This is a genomic window from Vibrio sp. LB10LO1, from assembly GCF_010092875.1.
In the GTDB taxonomy this organism is placed as follows: Bacteria; Pseudomonadota; Gammaproteobacteria; order Enterobacterales; family Vibrionaceae; genus Vibrio; species Vibrio campbellii.
Map to the genome: position 1 here is coordinate 48,526 of NZ_JAADJW010000019.1, position 17,545 is coordinate 66,070.

The window sequence follows — 17,545 nt, forward strand, 5'->3', positions numbered from 1 at the left end:
CGAACCTCAAGATCAAAAAAGCCGCTGAATTCAGCGGCTTTTTTATTAAATCTTGTGTCGACCCAGAAGGGAGTGTGACAAGGTTGTTCCGTCCACGAGCTCAAGCTCGCCGCCTACTGGTACACCGTGTGCAATGCGGCTTGCCTCCACTTGGTGTTCTTTACAAAGTTCTGCGATGTAATGAGCCGTCGCTTCCCCTTCTACCGTTGGGTTGGTAGCGAGAATCACTTCAGAGATATCTCCTCGGCGCAGACGGTAATCCAATACATCTAGACCAATATCACTTGGACCAATTCCGTCCAGCGGCGATAAATGTCCCATCAGTACAAAGTATCGACCCGAGTATTGACCCGTTGCTTCTACTGCTGCGATGTCTGCCGGACTTTCTACCACACAAATCTGACCATTTTCTTGGCGTTTTGGGTTAGTACAAATATGACAAACTTCTTCTTCAGTGAAAGTACGACACTCGGTGCAATGGCCAATTTCTGTCATTGCTTGGCTAAGCGCGTCTGCCAGTTGCAGACCGCCTTTTCTATCACGCTGTAACAAATGAAAGGCCATACGCTGCGCCGACTTGGGGCCAACCCCAGGTAGACAACGTAAGGCCTCCATCAATTGTTCCAGCATATGACTGGTACGCATTGAAAATCCGCTTAGTTAGAATTCAGCAGATTAGAATGGCATTTTCATGCCTGGTGGTAGTTGCATACCGCCAGTTACTGAAGCCATTTTCTCTTTTTGAGTTTCTTCAACGCGACGTGCTGCATCGTTGAATGCTGCAGCGATAAGATCTTCTAGCATCTCTTTGTCGTCTTCCATCAGACTTTCATCGATTTCTACACGACGCACACTGTGACTACCAGTGATTGTAACTTTAACTAGACCAGCACCAGACTCGCCAGTTACTTCCATATTCGCGATTTCTTCTTGAAGCTTTTGCATGCGATCTTGCATTTGCTGGGCTTGCTTCATTAGGTTGCCCATACCGCCTTTACCAAACATGTTTATCTCTCTGGTTTAATTAGGTGTTGCATCTGTTAATGGGGTTGTCACTTTGGGTTTTCAACCCCATTCCGTTCAATTTTTAGATAGGGCGTACACTATCTTTATCAAGCTCTGCAGCGAATCGACGTTCGATGAACTGAACGTGTGGATCGTTTTCTAAACTGTTCAGCGCTTGCTGTAATTTCTCTTGGTAGAGTCTATCTCTCAACTCTAGTGGCGTCTCACCACTTTCGCTAACATCAATACTCAGATGACACTCTTCACCCAACACATGGTTCAGTGCACTGTGCAGCTCACTTTGCGCTCTGTCGGTGTTCAAGTGTGCCTGACTGCCTCTTAATTGTAGCGAAACTGTCGAGCCTTCTTTGTTGAAATGCGAGTTTAATGCAAGTTGTTCAACCAACTTAGGCGTATCCATCTTGCTAATCAGGTTCGCCCACTCGCTTTTCTCTAGTGATTCATCAACCAGTTTTTGCGCCATTTCTGGCGTCTTTTCGTGCTCTAGCGCTTGCTTGAGCTGCGTAGGTGTCAATTGCGTATTGGCTTTCTTTTCAACCGGTTTGGTTGGTCGCCAACGGTACGCTTCATCCTCTGGAGCTTGTTTTTCAGCTTGAGGAGCAGACTTAGGCGACACCTGCGCGGAATTGCCATGCAATTGCGCTAAACGGTCAATAACCGATTCTTTTTGTGCAGATGTCGCGTTAGACTTTTTTGGGCCAGCACTTTGTCCAGGTGCTTGTTGTTGCTGTTGCTGTCCCTGACGCTGTGAACGCAATTGGTGACGCAGGCCACTCAAGTTACTGCGAGCTGGTGCCGGGGCACTTTCTTGTGGCTGAGCTTGTTGAGGAGCTTGCTGCGTTGGCACAGGGTTCTCACTCATCGGCGGAGCCATATCGTATTGTGGTGCCATATCGTAGCCACCCTGATATTCAGGTTGGTACTGTGGCGCTTCATTCATCGTAGCTGGATTATGGGCCGCTGGCTGGCTCGTTGGCTGAGATACGGCTTGTTGTTGCGGTGCCGATGTCATCGGGCGACTTTGCATTTGCTGTGCAGGCGCTTGAGACACCGGTTGCTGTTGCGATGATGTCTGTTGAGATGACTGCTGTGGAGCCGCTTTTGGCTGACTCGTACTCGCAGCTGGCGCGACTTGTGGCTGTGATGATGTCGAAATTACGTTTGCACCGTTACTGGCTGATGGACGAAATGCCATCATACGCAATACAATCATTTCCATGCCGACGCGACCATTAGGTGACAACGTCAGATCTTCACGCCCTTTTAAAGCAATTTGGTAGTAAAGCTGAACATCTTGTGGCGTTAGAGCTTTACTCAATAATTCGATTTTTTCAGCATCAGGTTGAGCCTGATCCAAGGTCGATGGCAGAGCTTGGTACATCGCGACACGATGAAGCTGCGATGCCAATTGTTGTAACAACCCATCCCACTCCACACCGTTTGATGCAAGTTGCTGGATTTTGTCCATCGCCTGTTGCGGCTGCTTACTGCTGATCGATTCCAGCAAGTGAATCGCTTGGTCTGTATCGATCGTTCCAAGCATGTGACTCACGATATCGGTTTGAATCGTACCGTTACCTAGGGCGATAGCTTGGTCAGTAAGGCTAAGTGCATCACGCATACTGCCATCTGCAGCGTGCGAGATCATGCCAAGTGCTCTTGCTTCTGCAGAAACTTGTTCTTTTTCCAGAATATGGTCAAGTTGCTGATGAATATCATCAACACTGATTGGCTTGAGGTGAAACTGCAAACAGCGCGACAAAATCGTCACTGGCAATTTTTGTGGATCCGTCGTAGCCAACAAGAACTTCACATACTCTGGCGGCTCTTCCAACGTTTTTAACAGCGCATTGAAAGAGTGACGCGAAAGCATGTGTACCTCATCGATGAGGTACACTTTAAAACGTCCACGAGCAGGTTTGTATTGAACGTTGTCTAACAGTTCACGAGTGTCTTCAACTTTAGTACGAGAAGCTGCATCGATCTCTAATAGGTCAACAAAGCGACCTTCATCAATCTCACGACAGGTATCACACTCACCACAAGGGTTAGCAGTAATCCCCGTTTCACAGTTCAGGCCCTTAGCAAACAGTCGGCCAATCGACGTTTTACCAACGCCTCGCGTGCCGCTAAATAGGTACGCATGGTGTAAGCGATTTTGCGCTAACGCGTTCTCTAGAGCCGTCAGGACATGGTTCTGCCCGACGACTTGATCAAACTTGTTAGGACGCCATTTTCGCGCTAAAGCTAAATAACTCATTGAATGTATTAGTGTCCTTCAAACTCGCAAATGCTGTATACGTTCAGACCTAGACCCTCTAGGCGCTTATCACCACCAATTTCTGGTAGGTTGATAACGAATGCAGCGTGCTCTACCTCACCACCTAATTGGCGGATCAGTTTTGTTGTTGCTTCAATTGTGCCGCCAGTTGCTAGCAGATCGTCAACAACCAATACTTTATCGCCTTCTACGATTGCATCAGTATGAATTTCTAGCGTATCAACACCGTACTCAAGCTCGTAAGATTGAGCGATTGTAGGGCGAGGCAATTTGCCTGGCTTACGCACAGGAACAAAGCCAACACCGAGTTCAAGTGCTAGAGGTGCACCAAATAGGAAACCACGCGCTTCTGTACCAACCACTTTTGTAAAGCCCATGTCTTTGTAACGCTCAACCAATAGGTTAATCGTTGCTTGGTACGCTTTTGCGTCTTCAAGAAGGCTAGTTACGTCGCGGAAAAGAATGCCTGGTTTTGGGTAATCTTGAATGCTTTTGATGCTAGATCTGATCAGTGAAATTGTTTCTGTAGTCATAATACCGATTTACTTAGATTGGCTCATCACCCTCTGTTCTTATCGCAGTATATATGAGGGCAACAAACAATAGGTTTTCACCGCTATGAGCTCAATTGAATTGAAGTCTCAGACGCTGAAAATACAAACGCCCACTCGAAGAGCGGGCACACTATTCTCTACAATCTTAGTGATTTTCTTCCCTGTCAGCAACCAACTCAGTCACAGGCAGACGCATAAACCAACTCAGTAAAACGATTAGCATCACTAAAAGCGCAATTTTCACCCAAGTAATGGGCGTAACAATGATAGAAACAGTGAAACTCAGCACGATGAAGAACGCACCACGTTGTTTTACCTTGCGCGTGACAGCGCGGTTTTTGTGCCAATTCTCCAGCATAGGGCCAAATGTATTGTGATCATGCAACCAACGATGAAACGCAGGGCTACCACGCATAAAGCAAGCGCTAGCGAGAAGAATAAACGGTGTTGTGGGTAATAGAGGAAGGACGATACCGGCAATGCCGAGCATCATGCAGAGTCCACCAGCAATATTGAAAAAGTAACGCTTAATACGAATAGTGGACTCCAGTAGACAATCGTTCGATTAAAAACCTGCGTAACCGTTCATTACGCGAATCCAAGTTAGCGTTGCAGGTAAAGTTGGGATCAAAAGGACTGCAATGAAACCTAGAAAGTAAAAAATATTATAAGGTTCTTTAAAATCTTTGTCTGCCATGTTGCTTCTTCTCACTTGTTGACTTTACTTCTCCCACCCACGCATCGTTAAATTATCGTTGCATAAATGGGTCATTATTGTTTTAAGCGCTGACTATACCTTAAACAACAAATACTAAACACCAGTAAAAAGTAAGGTTATTGAGCAAAGTGCGCTCGCTAAGTGGTTGCGGCAAGCAATAAAAAAGCAGCTTCAAAAAGCTGCTTGTTTACAGTGATTATTAGCTGCTGCGATTGCTAGTTACATCAGGCGGTTTAATCGAATGATGTTAAGACTAAAGCTCGATGAACCAAGACAACCGATAGAGAGTTGCCCGTTCGTTTTCAGAGGCAAATCTCTTGTAATGAAATTTTTCAAACTTCCATCACCAAGTTTATTTGCAGCTGCTATGTGTTGATTTTCATGGCCATCAGACCACTGACTATCAAGCCCCGCAGGCAGAATCGAAACCGAAGCCGAGGCTAGATCCGCAATACCAAAAACGGCATCTACTGCGCCCGCACACTCAGAGCACTGAATGCCCTTTTCGATGATTTCAACCATGTCTTTCAGATCGGCGCTAAAGCTTTTTAAGTTACGTAAGTAATCATCGAACAACGCACGAACTAATAGCGTAGTCGCCACACCGTCTTTGTCTAACGAGGCTGAATCCACCAAGTAGAAAGCGAATTGACCGTTCATCAACCATCGATAATCAAACACCAAAGGCATGACATCGGTAGATTGAAGTAAACGATACGAGCACTTCCAATCACCCTGCGACGTGTCTTTCTCAGGGAGCAGAGCATGAAGCAAGTCCCGCGCTGCGTTTGGGTTTTGTTGTAAATACTCTAAATGCCAATGCAGTTCTTGTTCATCTGGCATTTCCCCACCGTCATCAACACGAAACCACTGACTTGAAAAGTCGCGTTGCTCCGCAAAATGACAGTCTGAATCCTCAAGCGTGTTTTCTATCGCTTGAGACAAATGTTCATAGTTTCCGATTGGTTTTGGTAAAAAGTCTTTGATGCCGAAACGCAATGCTTTCGCAACGTCTGACATCTCATCAGTCCCAGAAACGACGATTAATGGCATCGACGGATACTCTAGACTAACTTCCTCGACAAATTCGATCCCGTCTAACACGGGCATAGATAAGTCACACAAGACAAGATCTGGGTGGCATTCCCTTAGTTGTTGAAGCGCCTCAAGGCCATTCTCAGCTTCGACTACCTTAAAACCCTGACTTTCCAAATAAGCACTAGTCACTTTACGAAATATCGGGTCATCGTCCACCAACATGATGAGTTTTTGATTGACCATTTCTTGCGCCGAGACCATTGCCGTTTGACTGTGAGTCTTAAACATACCTTTGCACCTCACAAAGCTCAGTCAAAAAACAAATTTCTACGTTATTATTTTTGTTGTATTTACATCTTACAAAACGTTATGCAGCAAGACGTCAGGCCCTTTCACCTTGTTATAAACCGTAGCCTTAAATTGACGTTTATACAAATATTCCATGGTTTATCAGTGTTTACTAAAAGCGCTATGCTGTGTTCAAATGGTGCAACATGTTGACTTAAAGCAAACTTTGATCACAAAGTTAATTATAAATTAGCCATAAACGGTAGTTTAATGTGTCTGGAAATATGAAATTAGATGATCTAAACCTATTTCGATTGGTTGTCGAAAATGGGAGCTATACCGCAACTTCGCGAAAAACCATGATTCCGGTGGCAACCATCACCCGACGCATTCAAGCGCTAGAAGACTCTGTCAATCTTCGATTGCTGAACCGTCATGCGCGTAAGCTTTCTCTGACTGAAGCCGGAGAACGCTTTTACCATGAATGCTCACCACTGTTGCAACGCCTAACCTCAACCGCTGAAGAGATTACGGATGACTGTCGTGGGGCATCGGGCAAGATAAAAATCTCTGCCCCGTACAACCTGACAAAGCGCATGATGATGCCAATGTTCAATGCGTTCATGAAACAGTACCCAGATATCAACATCGAACTGACAACGGAAAGCAATGCCGATCAACTTGATCCTACTGAGTGGGATGTGATCTTCCGTGTTGGTCCACAACGTGATTCAAGCTTGATTGCACGTAAAATCGGTGAAGTGAAAGACATCCTGGTTGCTAGTCCTGATTACTTGAACGCAAACCCAGCGCCAAATCATGCTGAAGAGCTTTCTAACCACTCTTTGCTAAAAGGCTCACCACTTATCAAGTGGACCCTGATCAACAGCAAGGGCGAGTCTGTGGTGAACGTAGAACGCGGACGTTTCCAAGCTAACGCATTGAACGTAGTACGTAGCTCTTGTTCAGAAGGTCTTGGCATTACTTTGATGCCTGACGTGATGATCAAAGAGTACATCGAAAGTGGTGACCTAGTGCGTATACTGCCTGATTGGAGCGCAAACCCGCGCGACATCTACATGCTGTACAACCACAAAGATCACTTACCAGAGAAAGTGCGCTTGTTCATCGACTTTGTGATTGCTTACAACATTCACTAAGCTGAGAAACATAAGCGAATAGAAACAAAAAACCAGAGCCTTGGCTCTGGTTTTTTATATTTTGAGAAGTGCTATTTAAGCGCCTTCATTGTGCAGCTCTAGGTTCGCTAGGTCTTGCTGGATCTCACGCTGTACTTTCGCATCGTCATTGCGAAGACCGTCTAGGAAATCAAGGTATTGTTGGTCAATATCACCCGTTACGTACTCACCGTTAAATACCGAAGTGTCGAACTGAGTGATGTCTTGGTTGCCAAGACCTACTGCCTCAACTAAGTCATCGAGACGCTGGTAGATAAGAGCATCCGCACCAATTTGTTTACAGATAGTATCGTTATCACGACCATGTGCAATCAGCTCTGCCGCACTCGGCATATCGATGCCGTAGACGTTCGGGAAACGAACTTCTGGCGCAGCAGAAACCATAAACACTTTGTTCGCTCCTGAATCACGAGCCATCTCGATGATCTGCTCAGATGTGGTGCCACGAACAATAGAGTCATCGACAAGCAGTACGTTCTTACCTTTGAACTCTGAGCGAATCGCGTTCAGCTTACGACGTACCGATTTCTTGCGCTGCTGTTGACCAGGCATGATGAAGGTACGGCCTACGTAGCGGTTTTTCACGAAACCTTGGCGGTATGGCTTATCGATCGCTTGAGCAATTTGCAGGGCAATATCGCAAGAGGTTTCTGGAATTGGGATAACCACATCGATGTCGAGATCGGCGTAGTCTTCACTGATGCGCTCACCAAGCTTCTTACCCATTTCAACGCGCGCACTGTAAACCGAAATCTTATCGATGAATGAATCCGGACGAGCAAAGTAAACGAACTCAAAAATACATGGGTTCAGTTTTGGGTTGTCTGCACATTGCTTAGTGTAAAGCTCACCGTCAAATGTCGCATAAATCGCTTCACCAGGCGCCACATCACGCATGAAGTCAAAACCAACCGCATCAAGTGCAACAGATTCAGAAGCAACCATGTATTCTGTTTTGCCATTTACTTCGCGCTTGCCAAGACAAAGCGGACGAATACCGTGTGGGTCGCGAAATGCAATCATACCGTGACCGATGATCATTGCCGTTACCGCGTATGCACCACGGATGGTTCGATGCACGTTAGTGACAGCGCGGAACACATCTTCTGAAGTGACGTTGCCTTTGACTGTGTCAATTTCATGAGCCAATACATTGAGCAGCACTTCTGAATCTGAAGTGGTGTTAACGTGGCGGCGATCTTTTTCAAACAGTTTCTGACGAACTTCGTGTGCGTTAGTCAGGTTACCGTTGTGGGCAAGTGTAATACCGAAAGGAGAGTTTACGTAGAAAGGTTGAGCTTCTGAGGCACTTGAGCTGCCAGCGGTAGGGTAACGAACATGGCCGATACCTACCTCACCTTGTAAGCGTTGCATGTGTCTTGCTTCGAACACATCCTTCACTAAACCGTTCGCCTTACGCAGACGAAAACGATTGCTTTCTATGGTACAAATACCAGCGGCATCTTGGCCACGATGCTGTAACACCGTTAACGCGTCATAAATAGACTGGTTTACAGGCGTTGTGCCCACGATTCCAACAATACCACACATGTCCTAATCCTCGATTTGCGACAGTAGCTGGCACTACTAGATAGTGCCAGACAGAAAACTTGATGTTGCTTTTAAATGCTCGAAGAATGGGGCGATGATACGGCTGAACTCAGGGACCAACTGTGACTCTTTCCACCAATCCGAGCTTGGGAATGCAGTAAACGCATCCATAAAAAACAGCACCGCAGAAACAATCAGTACTCCGCGTAAACCACCAAACACCACACCGAGAATTCGATCGGTACCTGACAGTCCTGTTTTTTGTACCAGTTGACCAATGACGTAATTCACCACTGCACCAACCACTAGGGTTGCGACGAATAACGCCGCAATTGCGGCTCCGTTTCGAAACATTTCGTCTTCGATGTTGGTGAAATACACCGCCAATTTGGCGTAGTAGTTACTGGAGATAAAAAATGCTCCGAACCAAATCACCAAAGACAAAGCTTCTTTAGCAAAACCGCGAACTAAACTGATCAGAGCTGAAAATCCGATCACACCTAAAATGACAAAATCTAACCAATTCATGTTTTCTTCATCTTAAGTTGGCGCGCATTTTAACAGAAAAAATGCTGACGCAAACGTTTTCTTATGGATTTAATGGCTTAAATTTAAGCAATTGACCTTTTGAGCCTGTAATTTTTTGTAATTCCTTGACCTGTCGTTCAAGTTTACTTTTTGATACATCAGGACCAACAATCACTCGAGTAAAGGCTGTCTCTTTTTTTACATGAGCTTGGTAACCACGCTTCTGTAAATCCTCTACCAGTGCAACTGCATTCTCATGATTTTTCAGTGCCATCAACTGAATGATCCAGGCGGAATCTTCATATTGATTTTTTTCTTCAACCGGACGAACAGCAACTTCAACTTGTTCAGGCTGTTTGACTTCTTCCGGTTGAATCGCAGGCTCCGATTCTGGCTGTGAAACTGCGACATGAGGCTCTTCAGATTCATTCACCGTTGCCGTTACCGGAGATTCAGGCAAAGAGATATCATCTTCTACAGGCTCGAGTATTTCGAAGTTCTCCACATCGCTATCAAGCTCAGGTTTGATAGGAATACTGGCAAACTCTTCTTTGTAGTGCAGTTTCTTACCATCTAGGACATCAGGAAGTACGATGACCCCCACTGCTACTAGAATGATGGTGCCGACTAAACGACTTTGGAATTTACTTGCCATCAAATTACCTTTGATTACTCATTATTTGATTGCCAATGCTCCAACACTTCGCCCACAGTATGGAAGGATCCAACCACCAGAATGACATCATCTTGAGCCGCGTGAATTTTCGCACTCTCAAACGCCTCTACTGGAGTTAAGAACTGAACTTGACCTTGAGGTAAGTATTGGCACAATTCATCTGCTGTTGCCGCGCGTGGGCCAGTCAGCGATGCTGGGTACCATTGTGTTGCAATTGGGGTTAATGCTTCGATTGTTGCCTTGATGTCTTTATCGTGCAGCATAGCCACCACAACGTGGATGTTTTTATCCGCGTATTGGCGTTTCACCTTCCCAACTAAGTATTCTGCTGAGTGAGGATTGTGTGCGACATCAAGAACGATTTCTGGACCCGTTTGCAAAACCTGCATTCGGCCAGCTAGGCGAGCATTATTCAAGCCATTAACGATATTAATGTCAGTGATTTGCAATTCTGAAGCGCCAAGAGCCATTAATGCTGTCGCCGCATTTGGTAACGGTAGCGATGGGACCGGCAGGTCTTCTAGTGCAAATGCGCCACTGGTCCACTTCCAACCTTTCTCAGTCAACTGGTAATCAAACTGGATGCCGACTTGGAAGAATTCAGCTTGAATGTCATCTGCGTGTGCCGCAACAGTTGCTGGCGGCGTTGGTTGGCCACAAATCGCCGGCTTACCCGAGCGGTAGATGCCCGCTTTCTCAAAGCCAATCACGTTGATGTCATCGCCCAGCCAATCAACATGGTCGATAGCCAAGCTGGTAATTACTGATACATCGTGATCAACAACGTTAGTCGCATCTAAGCGGCCACCAAGGCCAACTTCTAACAGAACCACATCGACTTTCTCAACTTGGAAAATACGAAGTGCGGCTAGCGTACCGAATTCAAACAAGCTTAGGCTGATGTCGCCGCGTTGCTGCTCAACGTAATCAAACGCTTCACAGTGTTTGCTGTCCTCTGCATCCACGCCATTGATGCGTACACGTTCGTTGTAACGAATTAGGTGTGGTGAGCTGTAAACGCCCACTGAATAACCTGCATCTAATAGAATCGCTTCCATTAACGCACACGTCGAACCCTTGCCATTGGTGCCGGCAACAGTAATCACAGTAGGAGCTGGTTTGGTAAGGTTGGCTTTTTGCGCTACCGCTTGAACGCGGTCTAAGCCAAGGTCGATAGCTGAAGTGTGGAGATTTGTTAAATAATCAAGCCACATCGTTAGAGGGGATGTGGCTTGAGGAATAGAGTTTTGGGTCATCTAACTTTAACCATTAATTTCTTTGGTTTTTATGTTAGCTGATACTTTACCCTTTTTCGTCCGCTTCTGGTACAGAATATGGTTCTTCATTTGGAGATTCGTTAACCGAAACCACCATAGGAGACTTGTGGTTAGTTAGCTTAGCCACTAGACCACCCACACGCTGACGCATTTCACGACGGTCAACGATCATGTCAATCGCACCGTGCTCAAGAAGGAATTCACTGCGTTGGAAGCCTTCAGGAAGATCTTCACGTACTGTCTGTTCGATTACACGACGACCTGCAAAGCCGATAAGTGCTTTAGGTTCACCAATGTTGATGTCACCTAGCATCGCCAAACTCGCTGATACACCACCCATTGTTGGGTCAGTCAGTACAGAGATGAATGGTAGACCTTTCTCTGAAAGACGCTCAAGTGCTGCACTGGTTTTCGCCATTTGCATTAGAGACATCAGAGCCTCTTGCATACGCGCACCGCCACTTGCAGAGAAACAAACAAGCGCACAGTTGTTTTCAATTGCTGCTTCTACCGCTTTAACAAAGCGTGCACCAACAACTGAACCCATTGAACCGCCCATGAAAGAGAATTCAAACGCACACGCCACTAGTGGCATGCCCAGCAATTCACCTTGCATTACGATCAGTGCATCTTTCTCGCCGCTGCTCTTTTGTGCAGCAGAGATACGCTCTTTGTAGCGTTTAGAATCTTTAAACTTCAGTTTATCTTGTGGCTCAAGTTCAGTGCCAAGCTCTACGCGTTCACCTTCATCTAGGAATGTTTCTAGACGACGACGCGCTTTCATGCGCATGTGGTGATTACACTTGGGACAAACTTCTAGGTTACGCTCAAGCTCAGCATGGTATAAAACCTGCTCACAAGAAGTACATTTCGTCCACACGCCTTCAGGGATAGAAGCTTTACGTGAACTTACTAGGTTGCTTTTCTCTAAAATCTTTTCAAGCCAACTCATGGAAGACCTTTTCTCTCAACTCTTCCGCTTCATTGCGAAAGATATAAATTCGGAATATTGCGGATGGATTAAAACATATCTTGCCGCGACTGTAGATAAAAAACTGGTTGTACCTATTTTTGATATCATTAATAACGCACAGTTTCTGTACGTATCCAGTCTAAAGTACCGATATTTTGAAACAAAATCGCAAATTTAGTTCAAATTATCGGGCAAAAATAACGGACCGATCGGCACACGTGGTAATCCGAACTCTTCTGGGTAGTCCACATCCACCAAATATAGGCCCTCAGCTTTGGCCGTTGCGCCTGCTAATTTGCGATCTTTCGCTTCTAAAAGTGACTTGATCCACTCTGGCTTTTCTTCGCCTCGCCCCACTTTAATGAGACTACCGGTAATGTTGCGCACCATATGGTGTACAAAAGCGTTCGCTTTAATATCAATCACGATGTAATCACCATGACGAGTCACGTTCAAGTGCATCATGTTTCTGCATGGGCTTAATGATTGGCAATGTGCCGCACGGAATGAACTAAAGTCATTCTCACCCAGCAGGTACTGCCCTGCTTCATGCATCTTCTTCTCATCGAGTTCACCATGGTAGTGGCTCACACCAGAGTTCAAAATACCTGGGCGCAATGCGTGGTTGAAGATAATGTAGCGGTAACGACGTGCGGTTGCAGAGAATCGAGCATGGAAATCATCGTTCACTTCCACAGCCCAACGGACAGCAATATCACTTGGCATGTTCGCGTTTGCGCCCATGGTCCAAGCCACCATTTTACGACTCACGTTGGTGTCAAAGTGAACAACCTGACCAGTGCCATGTACGCCAGCATCGGTACGACCCGCACACTGTACTTCGACAGGATGATTCGCGACCACGGACAATGCTTTTTCTAGCTCTTCTTGGACACTTTTCACTTCTCTTTGGCGTTGCCAACCAAAGTAGTTTGTACCGTTGTATTCGATACCTAATGCGATTCTCATTTTAACCTTCGAACTCTAAAATGGGGCGGGAAGTATATACGTAAGTCTTTCCAGATACAAAAAAGGGCAGCGTTTGCTACCCCTTTTTACTTATCGACCGTTAATCGTATCGATGAGACTCTTAGCCTCTCGGCGAATATCATCTTCCCCGTAGACGATAGCTTCCTCTAACAGTTTAATCGCACCTTGAGGATCGTTCATTTCAAGGTAGATTTTTGCGAGATCCAGCTTACCTGCGGCTTCTGCATTGGTATCTACGTCGACATCACCAATATCGCCAATCACATCCGGGAACTCATTCAAACCCACGTCAAGTTTAAGCTCTTGCTCTTCAAACTCACCACCGTCTTTGTCTACCTGAGCCATCAACTCATCAATGGTCATGAATTGATTTTTCTTCGGATCAAAATCGGTTAGGTCGTCTTGCTCACCCCAGTTTTCTTGCGCGATCTCTGGCTGTGCCAGTGCTTCTGATGAACTCCATACTTCACGCTGGTCTTCTGGAACCTCTGCCGTTGACGAGGTGTTTTCTGGCGACAGCTTAAAGCCATCCCAATCGTCACCAACATCCAGCATGGTTTCAAAGTCCATACCTGCACTTGCAATGGTGTCGCTGTCTAACTTGCCATCAAATACTTCCGATTCCGCGTTTTCAGACAACAAGTTCGCCATCGCAGACTCTTCAAAGTCATTTAATTCCGACTCTAGGTCATTGCTCGGCTCAGGCTCTAAATCGGCACTGAAAGCTTCTGGTTGCGCGAAGACTTCAAACAGAGCGTCATGGTCATTCTCTGCTTGTTGTACAGCTTGAGAGACTTCTGAGTGCTCTTTAACAACCTCAGGTTCAACAGTGTCAGAGTCAGAACTTGCTACCTCTTCTGTCACTGATGCCAAAGCGTCTTCTTCATTGAACTCTGGTAGTTCGAAATCATCGAAGTTGAACTCTTCTTCTGCTTCCGCAACTGGCGTTTGAGGCTCACTGATTTCAGATTCCGCAAGCGCTGGCTCATCGCCCATTGAAGCCAATGCATCTTCTTCGTTGAATTCTGGCAGCTCTAACTCGTCGAAGTTGAACTCTTCTTCGGCTTCCGCAACTGGCGCTGCAGGCCCAGCGGTTTCAGATTCCGCAAGCGTAGGCTCTTCGGCCATTGAAGCTAATGCGTCTTCTTCGTTGAACTCTGGAAGCTCTAACTCATCGAAGTTGAACTCTTCTTCTGCTTCCGCAACTGATGCTTCAGGCTCAACGGTTTCAGATTCAGCTAGCGCAGGCTCATCGGCCATCGAAGCTAATGCGTCTTCTTCGTTAAACTCTGGAAGCTCTAACTCATCGAAGTTGAACTCTTCTTCTGCTTCCGCAACTGATGCTTCAGGCTCAACGGTTTCAGATTCAGCTAGCGCAGGCTCATCGGCCATCGAAGCTAATGCGTCTTCTTCGTTAAACTCTGGAAGCTCTAACTCATCGAAGTTGAACTCTTCTTCGTCAACATCAGCATCAGTTGAGCTTGCCGCCACCGGCTCTTGTTCAACTTTGCTCTCAGATTCGATCTCATCAACCAGCCAATCCTCTTCTTGAGGAATTCCAAATTCGTTTTCAACCGTATTTGGTGTTGGCGTGAACGCTGGAGCTGGTTCTGGTTCTGCGTCCGGTTCTACGATCGTTTCTTCTTGTGGCGCTAATGCTTCAGGCAGCTCAGGTAAATGCTCTTCAGTGTCCGTTTCTGATGCTTCTTCACCGATCAAAGCATCCAGTTCTGCTGCGAAGTCTGAACGCTCTTGTTCACTTGGTAACAGAGCTTCATTGTTACTTTCGAATAGCTCATCCAGTTCCGTCATTAACGGATCATGCTCAGGCGACGCGTCTTCTAGATCACCAAGGAAATCGTTGCTATCAAAGTCGGCAATAGATTCGGCTGCTTCTGAGTCAAGTTCGTCGTTTGATGCTTGTTCTAACGATTGTGTTTCAGCCTCTGGCTGATTTTCACTCAATAACGCATCGATATCCAAACCAGAGTCTAAACCCAGCGCAGCCTTTTCATCTTCGAGATCAACAACAGGCTCAGCCTCCATCACTGGTTGAGATTGAGGCAGTACTTCCTCTACTGCTGGCTCTAAATCATCAAAACCTAGCGAAGCGAGAAGATCGTCATCGCTCTGTGTAGCCGCTGTTTGCTCTGTCTCGTCATCTTCACGAATCAATTCATCAAATGGGTCGATTTCACTGCTTGTTTCGTTCTGCTCTTCTTCAACGCTCTCGTCGCTGAGCAGCTCGTCCAACAGGTCAACACTGTTTTCATCAATGTCTTCTAGAGTATCGTCACCATCAAATCCCGACAGCTTTTCTAGCTCATCAAGCGGGTCAAAGTCATCATCGGTGGAGTCTTCATCTTCGAAGCCAATTAACTCATCAAGTAAGTCCGTGCTGTCTTCATCAATGGTTGGTTCTTCACTTAAACCCGCGATATCTTCCAGCTCTTGAAGGGGATCGAGTTCGTTAAGTGACTCGCCATCGTCTTCACCGATCAATTCATCAAGTAACGCCGATGCGTCCTCTTCATTTGAGTCGTTTTCTGTTAGTCCAGAAAGTGCTTCAAGTTCATCAAACACATCCTCATCTGATTCGCCTGATGTTGGCTGCTCGTATTGTGCTAGCAGTTTATCGATGTCATCGTCTGTCGCTTCACCTGCTGAGAACGCACTCTCAGACACCGCTGACTTGTCATCTTCAACGTCTAAGTTGAGATCATCACCATCAAGATCGGCGAATAGGTCATCCAGCATAGCTTGGTCGACGGCATCATTTTGTAGCGCTTCTGCTGGCTCATCTGCGGCAAGCAATTCTGCGAAAGCATCATCAGACAATGCATCCGAACCGTCTTCGTCAGAAAGATCGAAGCCTGCATCATCATCGTCATCCAACACTTCCAGCTCTGGCGTGACTTCATCAAGCGCACGTTCCATCTCTTCAAGACCAAGGGCTTTTTCTTCACCGTTGACCTTGATGCCGTTGCTAGAAGAATCGAATTCATCGAAACCAACGTCTAGTTCACCATCATCGCCGATACCAGCAAATGGATCTTCGCCATCATCACCCTCTAGGTTGAAGTCGAGGTCATCGTCATCTAGGTTACCGAAAACGTCTTCTTCTTCAGGTTGCTGTTCTTCTTGCCCAAATAGGTTTTCTGTTTCGTCGTCATCGCCAAACAGATCGTCATCAAGGCTTAGCTCTTCGTCTAGCTCATCCGCAGAAGCTAGACCAATAGGCGCAGCGAGAGGATCAACGTTTTGCTGTTCTTGCGTAGCCGCTTCTTCCTCTTTCGCCTTAGAACGACGGCCAAGTAGCATGACAACGAGTAAAGCGATTAGCGCACCTGGGATTAATGCCGCAAGACCGACAAGCCAACCATTCGATAGGATTTTATCCATCGTACTTGGCTGCATACGTTGTTGTTCAGCAACACGCTGACGCTCCTCAGCCAACAGTTTTTCTACTTCTGAGCGAATACGCTCTTCGTCATTCAACGACGTTTTTAGCGTTTCAACTTCGCTTTGTACCTCAGAAAGCATCAAACGCAGACGATGGTTCTTCTCTTCCAGTGACTCTAACTCACTGTGCGAACCTTGCAGCTTGTCTTTTAGCTCGCTGATCTGCTTCTCACCCTCAGGTGATGTGGTCACCGCTGGAACCGGTGTTGTTGGCTCAACCACTTTAATCGGTTGCGGTTTTGGTAATTCTGGCTTAACCGTTTCTGGTTTTGGTTCAGGTTTTGCAACTTCAGTAACAGGCTTTGGTTGCTCAACTTTTGGTTTTACTGGTTGCTTTGGCTTCGGTTGAGTTAAGCGAGCTTCGTGCGCTTTCATGATCGCGACGGCTTGCTCTGTCGTCGCACTTTGAACCTGGTCAAGAGAAGGCACGCGAAGACGACTACCAGGGATCAATTCATGGATATTTTGGTTATCAAACGCTTGAGGGTTGATACGGTAAATGGCGAGTAGCGTTTGTTGTACAGAAACATTTCGAGATGGTCGCAATTCAGAAGCAATCGACCAGAGAGTCTCGTTTTGACCAGTTGGACCGAAGAAACGCGACGGTTGGTCATTTTTAGGTGGAGCGGGCAACGCTCGTTCAATCTCCTCAGCATAGCTTGGAGACGCTTGCACTTCACCAGAGGGTCCTACAAGACGAATACCTTCGGCTTGAACCGCTGACGATGTCTGAGTCGCGCTCATCAGCACAAGGGCTGCTAACAAACGCTTATAATTTTGACGCATAGAAGGCTCAGTTAGGTGCTAGTAACAATTTGAAATGGTGATCGGTTAAATATATCGGATAAAGCACGCAAAACTATAGCGTTGAGGGCAAAAAATGTGTGGCTCTCACCATATTCGTACTAATCTCACACAATTTTACGCCGTTCGAACAAAAAAGCCCCGCATAGTGCGAGGCTTAAAGGTTCTTAGCGATGTCGA

General features: G+C 46.3%; 15 protein-coding genes. 1 reads left to right on the plus strand and 14 read right to left on the minus strand.

Translation table 11 applies throughout. The annotated features are described in order from the left end of the window. Positions 1-45: 45 nt before the first annotated feature. The 7 genes from recR to GXP65_RS14920 all read right to left on the minus strand — a co-directional run bounded on the left by recR (position 46) and on the right by GXP65_RS14920 (position 5,905). Positions 46-645, minus strand: a complete 600-nt coding sequence (gene recR, locus GXP65_RS14895; protein WP_005432989.1) for a recombination mediator RecR — start codon at positions 643-645, stop codon at positions 46-48. 30 nt (positions 646-675) lie between these two features. Continuing rightward, positions 676-1,005 (minus strand): YbaB/EbfC family nucleoid-associated protein, encoded by a 330-nt coding sequence (locus tag GXP65_RS14900; protein WP_005432961.1) that lies wholly within the window; start codon positions 1,003-1,005, stop codon positions 676-678. 82 nt (positions 1,006-1,087) lie between these two features. Beyond that, complete coding sequence (gene dnaX / locus GXP65_RS14905; RefSeq protein WP_162093146.1) at positions 1,088-3,286, minus strand: DNA polymerase III subunit gamma/tau; 2,199 nt, start codon at positions 3,284-3,286, stop codon at positions 1,088-1,090. A gap of 8 nt (positions 3,287-3,294) precedes the next feature. Continuing rightward, positions 3,295-3,840, minus strand: coding sequence for an adenine phosphoribosyltransferase (gene apt / locus GXP65_RS14910; protein WP_005432901.1), 546 nt, complete (start codon positions 3,838-3,840; stop codon positions 3,295-3,297). A gap of 166 nt (positions 3,841-4,006) precedes the next feature. Then, on the minus strand, positions 4,007-4,411 hold the full coding sequence (locus GXP65_RS14915) for a YbaN family protein (RefSeq protein WP_205455550.1): 405 nt from the start codon (positions 4,409-4,411) through the stop codon (positions 4,007-4,009). A gap of 15 nt (positions 4,412-4,426) precedes the next feature. Then, a complete protein-coding gene (locus GXP65_RS25415) occupies positions 4,427-4,558 on the minus strand; it encodes a hypothetical protein (protein ID WP_005432936.1) in 132 nt (43 codons plus the stop codon). A 240-nt stretch (positions 4,559-4,798) separates the two neighbouring features. After that, positions 4,799-5,905: a response regulator gene (locus GXP65_RS14920; RefSeq protein ID WP_005432976.1), complete on the minus strand. Its 1,107-nt coding sequence runs from the start codon at positions 5,903-5,905 to the stop codon at positions 4,799-4,801. Positions 5,906-6,189: 284 nt separating this feature from the next. Here GXP65_RS14920 and GXP65_RS14925 point away from each other — a divergent pair, with 284 nt between their 5' ends. Then, positions 6,190-7,065, plus strand: a complete 876-nt coding sequence (locus tag GXP65_RS14925) for a LysR family transcriptional regulator (protein WP_005432984.1) — start codon at positions 6,190-6,192, stop codon at positions 7,063-7,065. 75 nt (positions 7,066-7,140) lie between these two features. Here the strand turns inward: GXP65_RS14925 and purF are convergent, their stop codons facing one another. The 7 genes from purF to GXP65_RS14960 form a co-directional block, all read right to left on the minus strand. Then, the gene (purF, locus tag GXP65_RS14930) at positions 7,141-8,655 is read right to left on the minus strand and encodes an amidophosphoribosyltransferase (protein WP_012128598.1); all 1,515 of its coding nucleotides are present in this window, start codon (positions 8,653-8,655) and stop codon (positions 7,141-7,143) included. 36 nt (positions 8,656-8,691) lie between these two features. Further along, the gene (locus GXP65_RS14935) at positions 8,692-9,183 is read right to left on the minus strand and encodes a CvpA family protein (protein ID WP_005432921.1); all 492 of its coding nucleotides are present in this window, start codon (positions 9,181-9,183) and stop codon (positions 8,692-8,694) included. Between the two features lie 61 nt (positions 9,184-9,244). Further along, positions 9,245-9,838: an SPOR domain-containing protein gene (locus GXP65_RS14940; protein ID WP_162093147.1), complete on the minus strand. Its 594-nt coding sequence runs from the start codon at positions 9,836-9,838 to the stop codon at positions 9,245-9,247. Between the two features lie 14 nt (positions 9,839-9,852). Then, entirely contained in the window at positions 9,853-11,115 is a 1,263-nt protein-coding gene (gene folC / locus GXP65_RS14945) for a bifunctional tetrahydrofolate synthase/dihydrofolate synthase (RefSeq protein ID WP_162093148.1), read from the minus strand. A 46-nt stretch (positions 11,116-11,161) separates the two neighbouring features. Then, a complete protein-coding gene (gene accD, locus GXP65_RS14950) occupies positions 11,162-12,088 on the minus strand; it encodes an acetyl-CoA carboxylase, carboxyltransferase subunit beta (RefSeq protein ID WP_162093149.1) in 927 nt (308 codons plus the stop codon). A 195-nt stretch (positions 12,089-12,283) separates the two neighbouring features. Further along, the gene (truA, locus tag GXP65_RS14955) at positions 12,284-13,078 is read right to left on the minus strand and encodes a tRNA pseudouridine(38-40) synthase TruA (RefSeq protein WP_005433129.1); all 795 of its coding nucleotides are present in this window, start codon (positions 13,076-13,078) and stop codon (positions 12,284-12,286) included. Positions 13,079-13,168: 90 nt separating this feature from the next. Continuing rightward, positions 13,169-17,347 carry a FimV/HubP family polar landmark protein gene (locus GXP65_RS14960; protein ID WP_162093150.1) on the minus strand — a complete coding sequence of 1,393 codons (4,179 nt, stop codon included), beginning with the start codon at positions 17,345-17,347 and terminating at the stop codon, positions 13,169-13,171. Positions 17,348-17,545 lie beyond the last annotated feature (198 nt).